This is a genomic window from Rhizobium sp. LjRoot254 (genome assembly GCF_964254105.1).
GTDB lineage: Bacteria > Pseudomonadota > Alphaproteobacteria > Rhizobiales > Rhizobiaceae > Rhizobium_E.
The window spans coordinates 2,824,119-2,843,483 of sequence record NZ_CAXUSM020000001.1; the positions used below are offsets into that span (position 1 = coordinate 2,824,119).

Genomic DNA, 19,365 nt, shown 5'->3' on the forward strand with positions numbered 1-19,365 from the left:
TCTCCCTTCTGGATTTCGGTAAACTCCACGTTCAGAGGCAGGTCTAGATAGTCCTGCTTGGAACACCATCAAATCAAATGGCGAGAAACGTCATTGCAAAGCCGCACTCATAGTATGAAATCGGAAATATCGACATCTGATAGCTTCACATTCAGAAGCGTCACCATGTTACCCTCACCAAAATCTATCACGGTATTAATGCCCGATTTCCGGATTTCAAATTCCAACATGGTTTTGATGAAGTCTTGATTCCCTGTGCCGCCATTTGCGTCAAAATCAGTAATCACGTCCCTTCCGTCATTGTGAAGAAAACGGAATACATCCGAACCCTCACCGCCCGTCATGCGGTCGCGACCGGCATAGCCAAGGAATTCGTCCTCCCCATCCAAGCCAACAAGACGATCATTGCCCAATCCCGAATACAGGAAATCGTTATCGTTCGAACCCTTGGCGAGATCATCGCCCTTGGTTGCCGCTTCAAGCAAAGCGTTAAATGAAAGCGGGGCTGCATCGTCAAATTGTTTGGCATTTATATTCAGACCGGAAATGGTTGCGTATCCAGCGCCACTGACGTTGGAAAAAACAATCCTTTCGATCACGCCACCGACAATATTATTGCTGCTGTAGGTAAAATTTTCACCAAATAGAATTATTTGGTCCGCTCCACCGCTGGTCTCAATGAATCTTGCTGATCGTCCCGAGTGATCATCAATAGTAAGCGGCTGACCGGCCGAATAAAAGGCGTTGAAATAGTCGGTGTTCGGCGCGGAAAATTTGAACTGAATCCTTGCCATTGCAGTTCTCCAATCTATCCATTGGAATGTGGCATAAAATTGGAAGAATGCAAATTGCAAACGCTAATGACGTACGGGCGTACTATTCCAATGCCTAAGAGATGAAGGCGTATTATTGAAATACCCTATCACGGGAGGCAACACGGAGAAGACCCCGATACACTGATCAGTCTTTTCAGGCGGGAAGCATCGCCCGCGCGCACTTTTCACCAATCATCATCGACGGTGCATTGGTGTTGCCGCCAATCAACGTCGGCATGACGGAGGCATCGGCGACGCGGAGATTTTCCGTGCCCCGCACCTTGAGCGATGTGGGATCGACGACCGCCATGTCATCGGTCCCCATCTTCACCGTGCCGACGGGATGGTAGACGGTGAGCGCTTCGGCGCGGAGATAGGCGAGGATTTCGTCATCGGTCTGGACGCCGGGACCGGGCAGGATTTCATTGCCCTCGAGCGGCGCGAAGGCGGGTGCCGCGAAAATCGAGCGGGCGATCTTGATGCCCTCCACCAGCGTCCGCCAGTCTTCCTCTGATGTAAAGAACCGGTGATCAATCAGGACGTTCTTGCGTGTGCCGTCATCGGCCAAGGTGATCTCGCCGATGCTTTTCGGCCGGAGCACGCAGGTGTGGACTGCGAAGCCGTGGCCGTATTCGACCAGCCTGCCGCGATGGCTGCGATAGCCGGGGACGAAATGAAACTGGATATCAGGCACGCCATTGGAATATTTCGTGCGGGCAAAGCCGCCGGCCTCGACATAGTTGGTGGTCAGCATGCCCATGCGCTTGCCGAAATAGCGGAAGGGGCTCGCGAGGATCGCGGCCGCATTGGGAAAGCTCAAGCCAAGCGTATCCCGGCTTTTCGAGCGGACGGTGATCATGCCGTCGATATGATCGCGCAGGTTCTGGCCGACGCCCGCAAGATCGACGCGGGAATGGACGCCGAGCTTCTGGAGCGATGCGGCCGGGCCGATGCCGGATGCCAGCAGGATACGTGGGCTACCGATGGCGCCAGCGCTCAGCACCACCTCGCCACGGCAGGCGATCGTCGCGGGCACGCCGTCCCTCATGATGTGCACGCCGGTGACGCGGCGCTTGTCGATCGCCAGATCCAGCACTTCGGCACCGGTGAGTACGGTCAGGTTCGAACGGTTGCGGATTGGCTTGACAAAGGCGGTGTAGGCGGAGAAGCGCTGGCCGCGATCCTGCGTGACGTTGTAGATGCCGAGGCCGAGCTGGCTCTCGGCGTTGAAATCCGTGTTCTCCGACAGGCCGATCTGCCTGCCCGCCTCGACCCAGGTTTTCGAGAGGGGGTTTGGATCACGAGGCTTGTCGACGAGCAATTCGCCCGAGAAGCCGTGGTAATCGGCATCCTGATTGAGCAGGTTCTTTTCGAGGGATTTGAACACCGGCAGCACGTCGGCATAGGACCAGCCGGAGCAACCGAGGCTCGCCCATTCGTCGTAGTCCTCTTTGGCTCCCCGGATATAGATCATCGAATTGATCGAGGACGAGCCGCCCAGCGCCTTGCCGCGATTGACCGGCAGGCGGCGGTTGTTCATCTCGGGTTGCGGCGTACCGTAATAGCCGTAGTCGAAACGCTTGTTGCCGTAGAGCGCTAGAATGCCGGCGGGTACCTTGACCCTTATGTCGTTGTCGCTGCCGCCGCCTTCGATCAGACAGACCCGATGCGCCGGGTTGGCGGAGAGCCGGTTGGCGAGCACGCAGCCGGCCGAGCCCGCGCCGATCACGATATAGTCGAACACGGCGTCTTCCATGGCGTGGCTCAATGCTCCTCGTCTTCGTCGTGGCGGAGCAGTTCCAGTATCTCGCGCTTGCGGGCGATGAAATCCGGTTCGAGCGCGATATCGATCGAGCGCGGACGCGGGAAATCGACCACGATCTCCTTCTTGATCACGCCCGGCCGGCCGGACATGACCAGCACGCGGTCGGCGAGCAGGATCGCCTCGTCGATATCGTGGGTGACGAAGAGCACGGTCTTCTTGCTGTGTTCCCACACACGTAACAGCAACTTCTGCATCGTGTGCCGGGTCTGGCTATCGAGCGCTCCGAAGGGCTCGTCCATCAGCAGTACTTCGGGATCGTTGGCCATGGCGCGCGCGATCGCCACGCGCTGTTTCATACCGCCCGAAAGCTGCGACGGATAATGACCGGCGAACTTGGTCAGGCCGATCTCGCCGAGATAGTAATCGACGATCTCCTTGCGCTGGGCGGCAGGGATGCCTTTGCGTTTGGGGCCATACTCGACATTCTGCGCCACCGTCAGCCAGGGAAACAGCGTATAGGCCTGGAACACCATGCCGCGATCGGGACCCGGCTCCACAATCGTGCGATTGCCGACCCGGATATCGCCGGCCGAGCGATCCTCAAGGCCCGCGATCAAGTAGAGCAGGCTCGACTTACCGCAGCCGGACGGGCCGACGATCACGCAGAACTCGTTTTTCGCGACATGCAAGGAAATGTCCGACAGCGCCAGGACCGAGCCATCGCCCTCGCCGTAGCGGAGCGTCACCTGGTCGACGGATATATCGGCACTTCTCTGGTCGGTTGCGGCCATCAGCATTATCAAACCTTCATTATCTAGACGGCCCAGGGGGCAACGAAACGGCGCGTCAGTCGGAAAATCTGATCGGTCAGGAGACCCAATATGCCGATCAGGGCGATTGCCATGAAGATCACATCGACCTGGAAGCCACGCATGGCCTTGAGCGAGATATAGCCAAGCCCGCTGCGCGCGGCGACGAGTTCGGCGACGACGAGATAGGTCCACGCCCAGCCCATGGTGACGCGCAGGATATCGAGCACCTGCGGCAGCGTGGCGGGCATGACGATGTGGAAGACGGTTTCCGTCCGGCTGGTGCCGAGCGTGTAGGCGGCATTGACGAGATCGCGCGGCACCGAGCGCGCCGCATCCGCCATCATCACCAGTTGCTGGAAGAAAATGCCGAAGATGATGATCGCCACGCGCTGTTCGATGCCGATGCCGATCCAGAGAATGGAGAGCGGCACAAGCGACGTGACTGGCAGGTAACGGATGAAATTGACCAGCGGATCGAGGAAGCTCTGGACGATCTTGTAGGTGCCCATGACCAGGCCGAGCGGCACCGCCACGATGCTGGATATGACGAAGCCGATCAGGACCACCTGGACACTGGAGAAGACATGCTCCCAAAGCGAGCCGTCCATGGCCATGCTGATCGTGGTTTCGACCACCTTGTCGGGCTTCGGCAGGAACATCTCGCGGACGAAACCCGAATAGGTGACCGCGAACCACAGGCCGATCACCAAGACCCAGATCAGGATCGACAGCAGGATCGCGACCCATTTGGGAATGGCACGAAAGGGGGTGCTGATATCCTTCAGCAGCGATTGTCTCATCACGTCAACGGTCCTCGTTCCCGGCCATTTCTGAAGTCCGGGACGTCAAGAAGGGAGGCCGGACGCGGGCGGCATGGATCCGCGTCCGATATTTGGGAAGAATGCGCTGGTCTTACTTGGCGCCAAGAAAGGTCGTGTCGACCAGGTCGTCATACTTGACGTCCATCTTCAGCTTCTTGAAGGAGCCCCAGATCTCACCGCCGAGCGTCACCAGCTTGCCGGATTCGCCGTCCTTGCCATCCTTGAAGAATTCGGCATTGCGCTCGACGCCATAGAAGTTCACGCCCGCCGCGGAAGATGTGAAATCCTCGGGCTTGGAGAGCCAGCCGCCGACGCCCTTGGCCATGATCTCGTAGGCTTCCTTCTGATTCGTCTTGATGAACTCGTTGGCCTTGTAGAGGCCCTTGACGAGCGCTTCCACGTCCTTGGGATTCTTCTCGATATAGGCGCAGTTGAGCGCCACGACATCGACGATCGCGCCCGGCGTCTTGGACGAGTCGATCAGGACCTGGCCCTTCTTGGCGTTCTTGGCGAGCGTCAAATGCGGCTCCCAGGTTACCGCGACAGGAATGCGGTCAGCCATGAAAGCGGCGGCGGCATCGTCGGCGGTCATGTTGGTGATCTTGAAATCGGATTCCGTCAGGCCTTCCTGCTTGAGCAGGATGTTGAACCAGAACTGCGAGACCGAACCTTCGTTCATCCCGACTTCCTTGCCCTTGAGGTCGACAAGCGATTTCACGCCTTCGGGTGCGAGAATGCCGTCACCGCCATGGCTGTCATCGAGCGCATAGACCGCCTTGAAGCAGAATTCCGGCGAGCGGTATTTCATGATCTCGTCGATGGTCGACGCATTGCCGTCAAGCTCGCCGGCAGCAACCGCCGCCATGTAGATCGAGGCTTCCTCGATGATCTGCAGATCGATCTCGAGGCCATTTTCCTTGAAGAAGCCCTTATCACGGGCGAGGAAGAGCGGGCCATAGCCGACCCAGGTGGTCATGCCGAGCTTCATAGTGCCGGCATCGGCTGCGGTGGCGGCAACGAGTGCCACGCCGCCGGCAATGGAGGCTTTGAGCCAGCGCGAAAGTGTCTTTGTCATAGCGTTCCCTGTCTCTGGTTGAGTGGCGTTATATGCCTGCGCTTTCCGCGCCTTTTCCCGTCTTTTCGATCATGAGCCCAGCCCGCGAACAATTCAAGCGTGACGTGCCGGCTCTTGATTGCAGCAGCAAAGCATCAAACCCGCATCGGAAAAATAAGCATTTTCGGCGCATCTGCTTAGGCATTGCCTAATCAGACCAAGCCTTAGCTTCAGCGCTTCTTCTGACCCATGGCGGGTGCCACCATGCCGGGAATATAGGCGTCCGAAATGAAGGATTTCGCGTGCGTGGCGAAGGCTGCGAGCAGCCGCGACTTCTTGAGTTGCTTGAGCGTGGCAAAGCCGATCGTCATCGGCCGGTTTTCGCCGGACAACCTCACCCGCACCACCTTGCGGCCGTCGAGCGCAGTATCGGAACGCGGCGTGACATTGGCCAGCGAATAGCCATAGCCATTGGCGACCATCGTGCGGATGATGTCTGGCTGGCTGAAGCGGAAGGCGATGTTCGGCGACAGCCCCTCTTTCATGAAGAGCGCCGTGAAATACTCCGCCGACAGCGGCAGGTCGAGTAGGATCAGCGGTAATTCAGCGAGTTCGGACAACGTCACCGCCGAGTGACGCGCCAGCGGATGGCTCTCGCCGACGATCGCATGGACCGGCAGGTCGACCAGCGGCGTGAATTCGATATCCGCAGGGATTTGCAGGTCGTAGGTGATGGCAACATCGATCATCGCCCGATGCAGGCCGTTGAGCAGCATCTCCTGGTGATCGGCATGCGGCCGGATCGAGGCCCGGGGGAAGGCCGACATGAAGGAGATGGAGAGCTCGGGCAGCACCATCGGCGCCAGCGTGGTGAGGCAGCCGACATTCAATTGGCCGCGCACCTCCTCGCTCGCCTCGGACGCCGCCGCATAGAGCGACTCCGCCTGCTCCACCAGCCGCTTGGCCTCCATGAGCATGATCCGGCCGGCGGGCGTCAGCGACAGGCCCTGGGCGTGGTGGCGGATGAAGAGCTGGGTGTCGAGCTCCTGCTCGAGCTGCGATATGGCGGTGGAGATCGACGGCTGGGAGATGTTGATGCGCTCTGAGGCATGGGTGATCGAACCCGTCTCCCCGGCGGCAATGAAATATTCGAGCTGTCGGAGTGTGAAGCGCATCGAGCGGGCCATTATCGGTTCATCACCAGTTTCAGCGTTTGCGTCGGTTTGTCAAATGCATAGCGTTTCAAAAGTGCTCGGTGCGGGGGTGCAATTGCAGGCTGTATGGTGCAGAATGGTGCCATAGAGAGGAGATTCGTTTGCGGCAAATGGTCATTATCCTCATCGCGGCCGGGCTCATCGCGTATGACCTGTTCCTGCTCAATGGCTACTACATCAGGCTCATCATCGCCGAGGCGTCCTCGATCTGGAACATGATCGAAGGCTTCTTCCGCGGGCTGTTCTGACGCCAAAGATTAAGCCCTCCGGCCTGTCGGAAGAGGTTCGGTGGAATCTTCCCTATCTAATTCTCATTCATCCCCCGGCACGCCGTAACTGGGCGAGCCCGACGGATTGAGCGCACGCATGACATAGTCGTTGAGCTGCGGCTTGTAGATGCCCCAGAGCGTTTCGAGTTCGCCGATCGGGTCGTCCTCGGCCCAATCGACGCGCAGATCAGCCACCGGCCATGAGACTTGGTGGACGATCAGCATGCCGGCCGACTGCACCGGCCCGGCTTCACCACCGGCGGACAATGCCGCGCGCATCGCGGTCAGCAGCCGGTCGCCGAGATGGCCCGTGGACGCCTCGAAAGCCGCGACCATGCTTTTGGGCACGTCGGGACTGGCCAGCAGGTTGCCGCCCGCTGCGCAATCCTTGCCCTGCGCGAGATTGTTGACGCCGAGCGTGTGCTCGCCGGAATGCTGGGCAGTGTTGCCATTCTTGTCGAGCAGCATGATCTGCCGCCAGGGCGCGTTCGAATAACCATCGAACAGTTTGTCGAGCGCCGCATCGGACGAGAGACCGCTTGCCATCAGATCGAGGCCCTTCGGCCCGAGGGAGGGATCGGTGATATTCTGTGTTGCCACCACGCCGACGCCAGCGCGGGCATGGGCGCAGCGTGCGGCAACAGCAGGCGAGGACGAGGAGATGGCGATGCCCATCATGCCGGTCCCGGCGCAGCGGGCGATGATCGAGAAGGTCATGTGCGGGCCTCACGCATCCGGAATCACCGCCGTCACGTCGACCTCGACCAGCCATTCCGGCCGGGCGAGCGCCGAGATCACCACGCCGGTGGAGACTGGAAACACGCCCTTCAGCCACTTGCCGATCACACGATAGACCGCCTCGCGGTAGCGCGGATCGACGAGATAGATGGTGATCTTGCAGATATGGGAGAGTTCCGAGCCGGCCTCGTCGAGCAGCATCTTGATATTCGCCATGGCCTGCTCCGTCTGGGCGACGACATCGCCGATGCCGACATTTTCCGCTGTGTCGAGGTTCTGGCCGATCTGGCCGCGCACGAACACCATCGTCCCTTTGGCAACCACCACCTGGCAGAGGTCGTTGTCGAGTTTCTGTTCCGGGTAGGTGTCTTTCGTGTTGAACATCCGGATGCGCTTGTGGGTGGGCATAACGATTCCATTCCTGGCGTTGAACATGGTTCGACATGGTCATTGGAGCCATATCCGATCCAATAAGGAAAGAAGACTTTCCGTGGATTTTGCATCGGAAATTCCGAACCAATCAATCGGACTGGTTAGGCCGAACACTACATCAAGATATCCAAAGCAAGAGCGATATAAATCATTATTTCCCGAACCAAGGGCTTCGACTAGACATTTTCCTGCACCTGCAATTCCGGGCGCAAAGTTTGAGTTCGAGCAGGGAGCCGGCCTATGACGGTTGAAAAAGTCGACACGCTCATCGTCGGTGGCGGCCAGGCGGGGCTCGCGGCGAGCGAGCACCTGTCAAATAACAAAGTGCCCCATCTGCTTGTCGAGCGGAGCCGGATTGCCGAGCGCTGGCGTAGCGAACGCTGGGATTCGCTCGTTGCCAATGGTCCCGCCTGGCACGACCGCTTTCCCACCATGGAATTTGCCAACCTGGATCCCGACAGTTTCGCCCCGCGCGACAGGATCGTCGGCTATTTCGAGGCCTTTGCCGAGCAGATCGCAGCACCGATCCGTTGCGGCGTCGAGGTCACGTCGCTCGCCCGGATGGAGGATGGCTCGGGCTTTCGCGCAGAGACCTCGCAAGGCGTGATCGAAGCGAAAAACGTGATTGCCGCGACGGGACCGTTCCAGAAGCCCATCATTCCCGTCCTCGTGCCGTCCGAGACCGCGATCCTGCAGATCCATTCCGTCGCCTATCGCAATCCCGGCCAATTGCCTGATGGAGCCGTTATGGTGATCGGCGCCGGCTCATCCGGCACCCAGATCGCCGACGAACTGGCGCGTGCGGGACGGACGGTCTATCTCTCCGTCGGCCCGCACAACCGGCCGCCACGAGCCTATCGCGGTCGCGATTTCGTCTGGTGGCTGGGTGCGCTCGGGCATTGGGATGTCAAGACTTACGACCCTGCCCTGGAACATGTGACGATTGCGGTCAGCGGCGCGCGCGGCGGCCATACCGTGGATTTCCGCAAACTTGCCGCCGGCGGTATCACGCTGGTCGGACGCGCGGAGGCTTATCAGGATGGCGTGATGCGTTTTGCGCCGGATCTGGCGAAAAACATTGCGGCTGGCGACGCGGACTACCTCTCCGTGCTTGATGCCGCCGATGCGTATGCCGTTCGCGAGGGGCTGGATTTTCCTGAAGAGCCGGATGCCCGCGTCATCGGGCCGGCCCCCGAATGCGCAATCAATCCAGTGCTCGAACTCGATCTCGCCAAGGCCGGCGTGACATCGATCATCTGGGCAACCGGCTATGCGCTCGATTTCAGCTGGCTGAAAGTGGGTGATTTCGATGCGAAGGGCCGCCCCGTTCACAAGGATGGTGTCTCCCCCATCCCCGGCCTCTACTTCGTCGGCCTGTCATGGCTGTCGCGCCGGGCCTCGGCCTTCATCTGGGGCGCATGGGGCGATGCCAAGAACATCGCCGAACACATCGCCGCGCGGAGCCGTTAATCTGCCCTGAGCGTATCGGTCACGCGCAGCAACATGCTGCGGCATTCCTCCATCTGCTGGACGCTGACGAATTCATCCGGCTTGTGGCCCTGGTCCATGCTGCCCGGGCCGCAGACGATCGCGGTGGTGCCGAGCACTTCCTGGAACAGCCCGCCCTCGGTGCCGAAGGCAACCTTGATGCGGTTGGACTGGCCGGACAAGGTGATCGCCCGCTCCGCCACAGCGCCCGCCTCGTCGGTGCCGAGACCGGGATATTCGTTGAAGATCTCGAGTCTGATCTCGGCTTCGGGGAACCGGCTTTTCGATTTTGAAACAATGACTTCCGCGCGATCGAAGAACTGATCCATGATCGACTTCGGATCATCGCCCGCGATGTTGCGGATCTCGAACAGCATCTCGCAATTGTCGGGCACAATGTTGAGCGCCGTGCCGCCCTTGATGACGCCGGCATGAAGCGTCGTATAGGGGACGTCGTAGTCATCGTCGCGGCGCCCGGTGCGCTCGATCTCGGCCTGCATCTCGCGAATGCCGGTCAGCAAGTCGGATGCAAGATGGATTGCGTTGAGGCCGGTCGGTGCCAGCGCCGAATGTGCGGCGTGGCCCTTGCAGGTGGCGCGGATGCCCGTCTTGCCCTTGTGGCCGGTGGCGACCTGCATCGAGGTTGGCTCACCGATCAACACCCATTCGGGCCGTATGCCGGCGGCCGCGAGCTCGGCCAACATCGGGCGCACGCCGACGCAGCCGATCTCCTCGTCATAGGAGAAGGCGACGTGCAGCGGGCGCGCCAAATCCTCATCCTTGGCGGCCACCAGCGCTTCGATCGCGCAGGCGACGAAGCCTTTCATATCGGCCGCGCCACGCGCAAACAGCCGGTCCTCGCGCCGTGTCAGGCGGAAGGGATCGCTGGTCCATGCCTGCCCCTCGACCGGCACGACATCGGTATGACCCGACAGCACGACGCCGCCGCTTTTGTGCGGGCCGACAGTCGCGAACAGCGACGCCCGGTCGCCATCCCTATGCGGGTAGAGTTCGGCCTCGATGCCGGCGCCGCTCAGGAAATCGGCGATGTAGCGGATAAGCTCGATATTGCCATCGCGACTGACGGTCGGGAAGGCGATGAGGCGGTCGAATATTTCGTAAACGTGGGTCATGTCAAATCGTGTTCATCATCGGAATCGAGGGGTTGGGCGGGCGGCCGCTGTCGGCCGTGGCGGATGGTGATGATATGCAGCTTCGAATCCAGGCGCAATCGTCGCCAGACATCCTGGCTCAGTCCTACTGTGCTGTTACAACAAATCCGTTTGCGGTTGAAAGCGATCGGCAATTCCGTTTGCGTTCGAGGGGGGCGGATCGCCGGGCTGTCATGGCACTGCCTTCGAATGACAAGCACAATCAATGCCGGACGGGTCTGGTGTTGCGACGGTGGCGGGCAGCTTCCTGCCGTGGCGCAGATCAGCTAACGCGGGGTTAGTTGCACAAGCGCAACTGTTACATCGTATATTAGAGCCCGTGAGCGGAGGGTGACTCAATTCCGTTTGTCTGTCACGCCGTTTGGGCAGTAGATTCCTGAACGCGGAGTGGGAGATTCCAGGCCTGCGGGAGGCCTCTCTGTTCCAGCCTGTTCTGAATGCTCAATCGAGGGGACCAATACCATGAACATCAAGAGCCTGCTTCTCGGCTCCGCCGCTGCTCTGGCAGTTGTCTCCGGCGCCCAGGCGGCCGACGCGGTCGTCGCCGCCGAGCCGGAACCGATGGAATATGTCCGCGTCTGCGATGCCTACGGCACCGGCTTCTTCTACATTCCGGGGACAGAGACCTGCCTGAAGATTCGTGGCGAGTTGCGCTATGAAAAGCGCTTCTCCTCCGACGGCACTGAAAAATATGACCGCGCCGGTCTCCTCAGCGACAACGTGTCGAAGGATTCCTATGACAACCATACGCGCCTCCGGCTCGATACCGAAGCCAAGAACGATACCGAATGGGGCACCGCCTTCAGCTGGTTTCGTATCCAGAGTGACTCCGTCAACAACGGCGAAGACATCTATGGCGACGGCAATAACAGCTACCTGACCTACTATTTCTATTTCGGCATCGGCGGTCTCGAATTCGGCAACTACGACAGCCTGTGGGCGAAGTTCATGGGCGACGGCAGCCGCACCGACGACGGCAGCATCTACTCGACCGATTTCAACTATCCGGATTCACGCCAGTATGTGAGCTACACGGCCGACTTCGGCAGCATCAAGGCCTTCATCTCGCTCGATAACGATGCCGACGAGTTCTACAAGCCGGAAGACCATGACGGCGACGGCGTCGCCGGCAAGCGCGGCCGCCAGTACCTGCCGGATATCTCCGGCGGTTTCATGGGCACGTGGGGCAATTATCAGGCCGGTGCGGCGATTGCCTATGACGAATCCGATGAATCCTTTGCCTTCAAGAAGGTCTTCAAGGCCGATATCGACAAATACGGCTTCACGTTCTACGGCCTTTATTCGAACAGCTCGGAAAACATCTACTTCGCCTATGACGGCTTCAGCGCCATCGCCAGCTTCTCGGCGCAGGTGACCGAAAGCGTCTATATCGCGAAGGACATCCAGTGGTTCGACAACGGCGACTGGCGCCTGGTCGGCGATGTCAACTGGCAGGTTGCGTCGGGCTTCTCGGTTCTCGCCGAAGGCATCTACTTCAACCACGACGAGGGCGCAGACACCAAGGCCGGCATGCTGCGCTTCCAGCGCGAGTTCTGATCGTCGCAGCGTGGCGAACAGTGGCCGTTCGGGGCGCTGTTCGCTGCGTTGACGGCAGAGAGGTAAAATCCGCGTCCCTTGGGCAACATCCAAAGGCCAGAGGGACGCATCGACTTCTTCGTGTTGAGTGAGATGGACTGGTAGTTTTTGCCTCGGAGTTGAGCATTTTCCAGGGGACCCCGATCGCATAACAGCTCGATAATTCGCGAATGTACGGCGCACACAAACCGAACATTGCCATTGCACACGCGGTGGCTGACTCAACAACCGTCGTGACGCTTGGCGCAGAACGACACAGGTATTCTGTCAAGCATAAGACTTATTTCACCGGTGCAACTGGAACCAGCAGTCCGACTGCGAAACCGCCAAGTCCTGTCCTTGCAACGGCTTTTTCTTCATTCGCTTTACTGTCATGCTAGAGATTGCAAGGGAGAGGGAAAATGAGCAAAAAGAATGACAAAGCGGCCACGACGTCCGCAGAATCCGACGCCGGATTAAAGGGGAAAGCGTACGACAAGGAGCTGAACCGGCTGCAGATCGAGCTTTCCTACCTGCAAGCCTGGGTCAAGAAATCCGGCGCGCGCATCGTTATCATTTTTGAAGGTCGCGATGCCGCAGGCAAGGGTGGCGTTATCAAACGTCTCACCGAGAAAGTAAGCCCGCGGGTATTTCGGGTCGTTGCATTGCCTGCACCGGGCGATCGAGAGAAAAGCCAAATCTATATGCAGCGCTACTTTCAACACCTGCCGGCCGGCGGCGAGGTCGTGATCTTCGATCGCTCCTGGTACAATCGTCCCGGCGTCGAACGTGTCATGGGCTTCTGCAGCGAGAAGAAGGCGCGTAGATTTCTCGAAACCACACCCCGTTTCGAGGCTGCACTTGTCGAGAGTGGCATCCTGTTGCTCAAATACTTCCTCGACGTGAGCGAGGAGGAACAGGAAAAGCGTTTCCGGCAGCGGGTCGAAGACCCCCTTCGGCAATGGAAACTGAGCCCGATGGACGTTGAATCGTATAACCGCTGGTGGGATTACACGCGTGCGTATGACGAAATGATCACAGCGACGGATACCCGACATGCGCCATGGTGGATCGTTCCGTCCAACGACAAGAAGCGTGCGCGGATAAACTGCATTTCTCATATTTTGAAGTCGATACCGTATGAGCACGTCCCGTTCGACAAACCCGTATTCGGGAAACGTCAAAAACGCCCCGATGACTTCGTCAGCGACCCGACCCCGCGAAACACGGTTCCGGAGGTGTTACAGACGCCTTCATAGCTCCACCCAGCCACAGGACTTCACGAGCGGAGGTACGCTTCCGTCAAAGCGTGAAACGCTCCAGGTTACGCTCATCCGCATATGGCAAATTGGACGCTATTTTACCTCAGGGGCCCAATTCAGGAAAAAGCCCACGTCTCCCGGTATGCCTTCGGGAAATGTGACGATCATGGCCTTGAGCTTATAGCCCTGCGGTCTGGCCAGCGTGATGTACCGTTCATAGAACTCCTTGGCCTTTCCGAGGAGCGTTTCGGTCCATTGCGGGTCCCCGCTGTTTATCGCCCTGCCGCTATCGGTGCAAAGGTCAGAGGGAAAGCTATAGACCATGGCCTCGTACTTGCCGTTCTTGGCCGCATCGAGGACGATGCGGCGAACCATCGCGACTTCCTCGTCGCTCACGTGATCCTTCATGAAGCTCTCGGTGAATTTCGCCAGTTCGTCATGCTTCCGGGCACGGAGCTGATCCTCCTTGGCGAGCGCCTCCATTTGCTCCTTCAGAAGGTTCATTCGAAGTTGTTCAGCGCTTATGGGTACAGCGCCTCTGTCGATAGCACTATCTTTGGTCCTGTCCATTTTCCTGTCCTCCCGAACAACGATTGACTCATGACGGTTCCAATGAGGCACTGCTAATCAGGCATAGGTATTACATTGTCTGTCGTTCCCAGCCGTCAAAATGTCTGCGAAAAATAAGGCTGCGCGCACCAATCTGCGCAATGGAATTCGCCCCTGATGCAGCAGGACAGCCAGCAATCTTAAGTAGGTAGTATAATGCCACGTGTCTGCATCCTCGTCAAATTCGCATTGCATTTTACGTCCAGGCCCGGCCGTTCTTTTAGCCCTCTTGCCAGCCTCCCGGCGATGGGGTCAAATTCCTGTTGACGCGCCAACTCGGTTCGAAGTTTCCTAGGTTTCCCAGGCGGTCCTGGGACGATCTCTTTCTTCGCCGATCGTTCCTCGCTACTGCTGAGGCTCGCCCAGATAACTTGACAATGCATGGACTTCCGACCAGTGCAGCGATGATACGTCCGTTGCATCAGCCGGCATTTTCCAACCCGGCTCGACACCTCTCATGTCGGGAAGCTCATGCGCGATGCCCTTGTGGCAGTCGATGCAGGTCGCCTTGCCAGGCAGTAGATATCTGGTGTGAATGTCGGCGGCCCTCTGCGTCTGTTTGGACAGATCCATCGCGATCGTGGAGTGGCAATTGCGGCATTCGAGGCTGTCATTGGCCTTCAATCTCGCCCATTCGTTCTTGGCAAGTACAAGACGGTGTTCCAGAAATTTCTCCCGCGTGTCGATGGTGCCGAATATCTTCCCCCAGACTTCCTTGGACGCTTGCATCTTCCGGGCGATCTTGCGTGTCCACTCGTGCGGTACATGGCAATCGGGACAACTGGCGCGTACGCCTGAGCGGTTGGAAAAATGGACGGTGCGACCGAGTTCCTCGAATACGTTGTCGCGCATTTCGTGGCAGGATGTACAGAAAGCTTCAGTGTTGGTGACTTCGAGCGCGGTATTGAACGCGCCCCAAAAAATGACGCCACCGACAAAGCCGCCAAGCGTGAGAAAGCCGAGCCCGAGCGTCGCCGCCGGCCTTGTCAGGATTCCCCACGCCCATTGAAAGAGTAATCTTAGCCACCTGATCATTGCTCGCTTCCAGTCGGCCTGAACCCGAGTTCGCTCATATCCTTGAACGTGTTTTCCACCAGCGGCTTGATGTCGGCCTGGGGCACATGGCAAGCGGTGCAGAAATATCGCCGCGGTGCAACGTCGGCGAGCATCTGAGCCCGGCGCGTCATGAAGTGCGTAACGCTGATCATCGGTGCGCCCGAGATCTCCGTGAACTCGCGTTTGTGGCAAGAGAGGCAGCGATTGGCGTTGACCGTCAGCTGGTAGCCCTCGATGGAATGCGGGATGATCGGCGGCTGCTCCGGATAGGCCCGCATGCGCCGCTGGTCATCGACGACCCATTTTGGAAAGTAGCCCGGATCGACGTCCTGCATCGGATCGATGTTTCCCGAGAGCTGGGGAACACGTCGGTCGGCCATCTGCGCGACCGCGACCGTGGTGGTAACAAGCAGAAGGGCGACGACGACGACGCCCCAGACCTGACGCGAGATCAGGCGACGGGAAGAATCTTGACCGCGCATTTTTTGAAATCCGTCTGTTTGGAGATGGGATCGGTGGCGTCGAGCGTCACCTTGTTGATCAACTGGCTCGCATCGAACCACGGCACGAAGATCAGACCCTTCGGCATCCGGTTGCGGCCCCGAATATCGATCCACGAGCGTATCTCGCCGCGCCGTGAGACGATCCGCACCTCCGCACCCTGGTTGATGCCGCGCGTGCGCGCATCTTCAGGATTCATGAAGCAGCGTGCACCGGGGAAGGCCCTGTAGAGTTCAGGAACCCGCATCGTCATCGAGCCGGAGTGCCAGTGCTCGAGCACTCTCCCAGTCACAAGCCAGAAATCGAACTCGTCGTCGGGCGATTCAGCCGGCGGTTCATATGGCACGGAAAGAATAACCGCCCGACCGTCCTTCTGACCATAGAATTTCAAGCCCTCGCCAGGTTTCACATAGGGGTCATATCCCTCGCGATATCGCCACCGCGTTTCCTCTCCGTTCACGACGGGCCACCGCAGCCCGCGTACCGTATGGTACTTGTCGTATGGCGCGAGATCGTGTCCATGACCACGCCCGAATGCCGCATATTCCTCGAACAGTCCCTTCTGGATATAGAATCCGAAATCCTTGACCTCGAGGTTTGCGTATTCCGGCGACACCTCGCTCGCTGGAAAACGATCGACATTGCCGTTCTGGAACAGCACTTCATAGAGCGTCTTGCCCTTGTAAGCAGGATTGGCGTCGAGAATTTCCTTGGTCCAGACCTCGTCGGTCGTGAAGCGCTTGGAAAATTCCACCAGTTGCCAGAGATCGGAACGGGCGGCTCCCGGCGCGTCCACCAATTGATGCCAGACATGAGTGCGCCGCTCGGCATTGCCGTACGCACCTTCCTTTTCCACCCACATCGCCGCGGGCAGGATGAGATCGGCGCTCATCGCCGTGACTGTCGGATAGACGTCCGAAACGACAATGAAGTTATCCGGGTTGCGGTAGCCCTTGTAGGTCTCGTTGCTGGTATTGGGGGCGGCCTGGACGTTGTTGTTGCATTGTACCCAATAGAAATTCAGCTTGCCGTCATGCAGCATCCGATCCTGCAGGACCGCGTGATAGCCGGGCTTGTCGGGCAGCAATCCGTGCGGCAGTTTCCAGATTTCCTCGGCATGCTTGCGATGTTCCGGATTGGTCACCACCATGTCGGCGGGCAAGCGATGCGCAAACGTGCCGACCTCACGCGCCGTGCCGCATGCCGATGGCTGGCCGGTGAGCGAGAAGGGGCTGTTGCCCGGCTCCGATATCTTCCCGGTCAGAAGATGAAGATTGTAGACCATCTGATTGGCCCAGACGCCCCGGACATGCTGGTTGAAGCCCATCGTCCAAAGCGACATCACTTTGATCTTGGGGTCGGCGTAAAGTTCCGCCAATTGCTTGAGGAAAGCGGTGTCGGCGCCCGTCATCTCGGCGGTCTTTTCCAGAGTGTATTCGGACACCTGCGCCTTGAAGGCCTCGAAATCGATCGGGGTCATCTTGTCGGCCGTTGCGACCCCTGTCGCGTTCAGCTCCAGCGGATTATCCGGCCTGAGCCCGTAACCAATGTCCGTCGTACCCTTCATGAACTTCGTATGCTTGTCGACGAAGTCCTGGTTCACCTTGCCGTTCTCGATGATGTAGTTTGCGATGTAGTTGAGGATCGCGAGGTCCGTGCCTGGCTTGAAGATGATCGGGACGTCGGCGAGATCCATGCTGCGGTGGGTGAACGTCGAAAGTACCGCCACCTTCACATGCTCGTGTCCGAGTCTCCGATCGGCAATGCGCGTCCAGAGGATCGGGTGCATCTCCGCCATGTTGGAGCCCCAGAGCACGAAGGCATCCGCATGCTCGAAATCGTCATAGCAGCCCATCGGCTCATCCATGCCGAAGGTGCGCATGAAGGCGACGACAGCCGAGGCCATGCAGTGTCGGGCATTCGGGTCGAGATTGTTGGAACGGAAGCCCGCGCGCATCAATTTGGTGGCAGCATAGCCTTCGAAGATCGTCCACTGTCCGGAGCCGAACATGCCAACAGCCGTCGGTCCCTTCGCCTTGAGAACCCGCTTGCATTGTTCGGCCATCACGTCGAAGGCTTCGTCCCAGCTGACGGGCTCGAACTCGCCGTCCTTGTCATACATGCCGCCGGCCTTGCGAAGCAGGGGTACGGTAAGGCGATCCTTGCCATACATGATCTTCGACAGGAAATAGCCCTTGACGCAGTTGAGACCGCGGTTGACTTCCGCCTCCATGTCGCCGTGGGTGGCGACCACCTGGCCAGCCTTCACCCCGACCATCACGCCGCAACCCGTGCCGCAGAAGCGGCAGGGTGCTTTGGACCACTTGATCTCGACCGCCTCGACGCCACCAGCGATCGATTGGGCGGCGGCGGGCAATGCGATCCCGGCGGTTGACGCGGCGACCGCGGCGGCATGCGCCTTCAGCAGCTGGCGGCGGGTAAGCTCGATCGTCATGTCGCAATCTCCTGCTGAATCGCCTGTTCAAACACCATGTTGGCGGAGAGAACCCCCGCCATCGCCGATATTTCAATCAAGGTGTCTCCGAGCGCACCCAAGCAGTCACCCTCGATCACCACGACAATCTTGCTGCCGCCCACCGCATGAACCTCCACGCCCGGCAAGAGGTCGATCGTCTCTGCCACCGCCGCTGCTCGGTCGGGATGGGCCATCACGATTGCGCTTGAGACGTGCCAGAAATCCCGGGCATCAGACATGCTCGAACTCCCTTGAAACGGCTGACAATCCAATCGCCTGGACGGGACAGACAGACATGCAAGCGCCGCACCCGGTGCAACAGGCTGCGTCGAGTACGGGTTGGAATGGCATGCCGCGCAACGGCACGAAATGGATCGCGGTCTCCGGGCAGGCGTCTCTGCAGGATTGGCAATCGACAGCGTTCAGGGCCAGGCAACGATCCTGGATGTTGGCGACGTGATCAAAGTGAAGTGCGTGGGCCGTGGTGAACACGGCCTCGGGACATCGCGCGCTACATTCGCCGCAAAAGGTGCATTCACCCCGGGAGAAATCGACCCGAGGCCGGCCACTCTCCAAGAGGATGATTTTCTGGGGGCAACCGGCGACGCATTTACCGCAACCCGAGCACGTCGAAATGCTCTCCGCCGTCGCGCCAGGCGGCAGAACGCCCTGTGGTCGGCTCTCACCCAAGCCAAACAGGAAACTGCGTCTCGTTGCTGCCGAACCAAGCATGGACTTCTAGCCTCCATGCGGGCCGGGGGGCCCGTTGAGAATCTGGTAGAACCACACAAGAAAGCCGTACCCGCCCACGACGCCAACCGCGACGATCGGCCAAATACCAAACGCGAGCACGAAAAAGGTCGCCAACTCGCGCAGCCGGCGTTTGCGGAAGTCGATAGGCGCGCCAGATTCGATCTTGCCGTCCACATCTTCCTCCCAGGTGCCCAGAAAGGCATACACTCGGACTGCCACACGTAAGGGCCGAAATGCCTCTCCGGTTTAGAGCTCGGTAGGCATATCAAGGCAAAGCGTTGGGGTTAACTCTTGGCTAGCCCAAAGGCACCCAAAACCATCTAATCCTGATGACCACGCCATTGCCACGTAAATTACCGTAACACGTTACAGTAACGTGCTTGAATGTTGGGAAACACGGCAGTATCCCAAATGAACGGGCATGGGATGGGATGGGACCGTAAGACTACAAGAACAGTTGAGACAACACGCTGTACACGAGCGAATAGGCGCATCGCGCAGTGCATTCTCAACGCGAGCTGCACAAGAAACTTAGCACCCAAAACCACAATGA

20 protein-coding genes are annotated in these 19,365 nt (G+C 59.0%); 4 read left to right on the forward strand and 16 right to left on the reverse strand.

The features are described 5' to 3' along the window. Positions 1 to 107 precede the first annotated feature (107 nt). The 6 genes from ACSQ26_RS13910 to ACSQ26_RS13935 all read right to left on the reverse strand — a co-directional run bounded on the left by ACSQ26_RS13910 (position 108) and on the right by ACSQ26_RS13935 (position 6,442). Positions 108 to 794, reverse strand: a complete 687-nt coding sequence (locus ACSQ26_RS13910) for a calcium-binding protein (RefSeq protein ID WP_436009697.1) — start codon at positions 792 to 794, stop codon at positions 108 to 110. 175 nt (positions 795 to 969) lie between these two features. Next, entirely contained in the window at positions 970 to 2,571 is a 1,602-nt protein-coding gene (locus ACSQ26_RS13915; protein ID WP_436009699.1) for a GMC family oxidoreductase, read from the reverse strand. Positions 2,572 to 2,579: 8 nt separating this feature from the next. Then, positions 2,580 to 3,377, reverse strand: coding sequence for an ABC transporter ATP-binding protein (locus ACSQ26_RS13920; RefSeq protein ID WP_436009701.1), 798 nt, complete (start codon positions 3,375 to 3,377; stop codon positions 2,580 to 2,582). Between the two features lie 17 nt (positions 3,378 to 3,394). Continuing rightward, positions 3,395 to 4,192, reverse strand: a complete 798-nt coding sequence (locus ACSQ26_RS13925; protein WP_436015266.1) for an ABC transporter permease — start codon at positions 4,190 to 4,192, stop codon at positions 3,395 to 3,397. A 112-nt stretch (positions 4,193 to 4,304) separates the two neighbouring features. Continuing rightward, on the reverse strand, positions 4,305 to 5,288 hold the full coding sequence (locus ACSQ26_RS13930) for an ABC transporter substrate-binding protein (RefSeq protein WP_436009703.1): 984 nt from the start codon (positions 5,286 to 5,288) through the stop codon (positions 4,305 to 4,307). 209 nt (positions 5,289 to 5,497) lie between these two features. Further along, complete coding sequence (locus ACSQ26_RS13935; protein WP_436015268.1) at positions 5,498 to 6,442, reverse strand: LysR substrate-binding domain-containing protein; 945 nt, start codon at positions 6,440 to 6,442, stop codon at positions 5,498 to 5,500. Between the two features lie 149 nt (positions 6,443 to 6,591). Between ACSQ26_RS13935 and ACSQ26_RS13940 the strand changes: the two genes are divergently transcribed. Then, positions 6,592 to 6,729: a hypothetical protein gene (locus tag ACSQ26_RS13940; RefSeq protein ID WP_436009705.1), complete on the forward strand. Its 138-nt coding sequence runs from the start codon at positions 6,592 to 6,594 to the stop codon at positions 6,727 to 6,729. Between the two features lie 63 nt (positions 6,730 to 6,792). Here ACSQ26_RS13940 and ACSQ26_RS13945 read toward each other — a convergent pair whose 3' ends face one another. Together ACSQ26_RS13945 and ACSQ26_RS13950 are read right to left on the reverse strand one after the other, a co-directional pair. Further along, a complete protein-coding gene (locus ACSQ26_RS13945; RefSeq protein ID WP_436009707.1) occupies positions 6,793 to 7,467 on the reverse strand; it encodes a DUF1028 domain-containing protein in 675 nt (224 codons plus the stop codon). A gap of 9 nt (positions 7,468 to 7,476) precedes the next feature. Continuing rightward, positions 7,477 to 7,896, reverse strand: a complete 420-nt coding sequence (locus ACSQ26_RS13950) for a RidA family protein (RefSeq protein WP_436009709.1) — start codon at positions 7,894 to 7,896, stop codon at positions 7,477 to 7,479. 264 nt (positions 7,897 to 8,160) lie between these two features. On the opposite strand from ACSQ26_RS13950, the gene ACSQ26_RS13955 reads away from it, so the two are divergent. Then, positions 8,161 to 9,390, forward strand: a complete 1,230-nt coding sequence (locus ACSQ26_RS13955) for a flavin-containing monooxygenase (protein WP_436009711.1) — start codon at positions 8,161 to 8,163, stop codon at positions 9,388 to 9,390. On the opposite strand, the gene argE is transcribed toward ACSQ26_RS13955, so the two are convergent. Further along, positions 9,387 to 10,541: an acetylornithine deacetylase gene (gene argE / locus ACSQ26_RS13960; protein ID WP_436009713.1), complete on the reverse strand. Its 1,155-nt coding sequence runs from the start codon at positions 10,539 to 10,541 to the stop codon at positions 9,387 to 9,389. The two genes, ACSQ26_RS13955 and argE, sit on opposite strands and share 4 nt — an antisense overlap. Positions 10,542 to 11,042: 501 nt before the next feature. On the opposite strand from argE, the gene ACSQ26_RS13965 reads away from it, so the two are divergent. Together ACSQ26_RS13965 and ppk2 are read left to right on the forward strand one after the other, a co-directional pair. Beyond that, positions 11,043 to 12,137, forward strand: coding sequence for a porin (locus ACSQ26_RS13965; RefSeq protein WP_436009715.1), 1,095 nt, complete (start codon positions 11,043 to 11,045; stop codon positions 12,135 to 12,137). Positions 12,138 to 12,577: 440 nt separating this feature from the next. Then, positions 12,578 to 13,414: a polyphosphate kinase 2 gene (gene ppk2 / locus ACSQ26_RS13970; protein ID WP_436009717.1), complete on the forward strand. Its 837-nt coding sequence runs from the start codon at positions 12,578 to 12,580 to the stop codon at positions 13,412 to 13,414. Between the two features lie 96 nt (positions 13,415 to 13,510). Here the strand turns inward: ppk2 and ACSQ26_RS13975 are convergent, their stop codons facing one another. The 7 genes from ACSQ26_RS13975 to napE form a co-directional block, all read right to left on the reverse strand. Next, entirely contained in the window at positions 13,511 to 13,987 is a 477-nt protein-coding gene (locus ACSQ26_RS13975; protein ID WP_436009719.1) for a histidine kinase, read from the reverse strand. Between the two features lie 384 nt (positions 13,988 to 14,371). Continuing rightward, positions 14,372 to 15,061 carry a NapC/NirT family cytochrome c gene (locus tag ACSQ26_RS13980; RefSeq protein WP_436009721.1) on the reverse strand — a complete coding sequence of 230 codons (690 nt, stop codon included), beginning with the start codon at positions 15,059 to 15,061 and terminating at the stop codon, positions 14,372 to 14,374. Then, positions 15,058 to 15,564: a nitrate reductase cytochrome c-type subunit gene (locus tag ACSQ26_RS13985; protein ID WP_436009723.1), complete on the reverse strand. Its 507-nt coding sequence runs from the start codon at positions 15,562 to 15,564 to the stop codon at positions 15,058 to 15,060. Before ACSQ26_RS13985 ends, ACSQ26_RS13980 begins: the two co-directional genes overlap by 4 nt. After that, on the reverse strand, positions 15,534 to 18,038 hold the full coding sequence (gene napA / locus ACSQ26_RS13990) for a periplasmic nitrate reductase subunit alpha (protein WP_436009725.1): 2,505 nt from the start codon (positions 18,036 to 18,038) through the stop codon (positions 15,534 to 15,536). Before napA ends, ACSQ26_RS13985 begins: the two co-directional genes overlap by 31 nt. Next, complete coding sequence (locus ACSQ26_RS13995; RefSeq protein ID WP_258161322.1) at positions 18,035 to 18,298, reverse strand: chaperone NapD; 264 nt, start codon at positions 18,296 to 18,298, stop codon at positions 18,035 to 18,037. Before ACSQ26_RS13995 ends, napA begins: the two co-directional genes overlap by 4 nt. Continuing rightward, entirely contained in the window at positions 18,291 to 18,791 is a 501-nt protein-coding gene (locus ACSQ26_RS14000; RefSeq protein WP_436009727.1) for a ferredoxin-type protein NapF, read from the reverse strand. Before ACSQ26_RS14000 ends, ACSQ26_RS13995 begins: the two co-directional genes overlap by 8 nt. Before the next feature lie 6 nt (positions 18,792 to 18,797). Continuing rightward, positions 18,798 to 18,974 carry a periplasmic nitrate reductase, NapE protein gene (gene napE / locus ACSQ26_RS14005; RefSeq protein WP_436015270.1) on the reverse strand — a complete coding sequence of 59 codons (177 nt, stop codon included), beginning with the start codon at positions 18,972 to 18,974 and terminating at the stop codon, positions 18,798 to 18,800. Between the last annotated feature and the right edge of the window lie 391 nt (positions 18,975 to 19,365).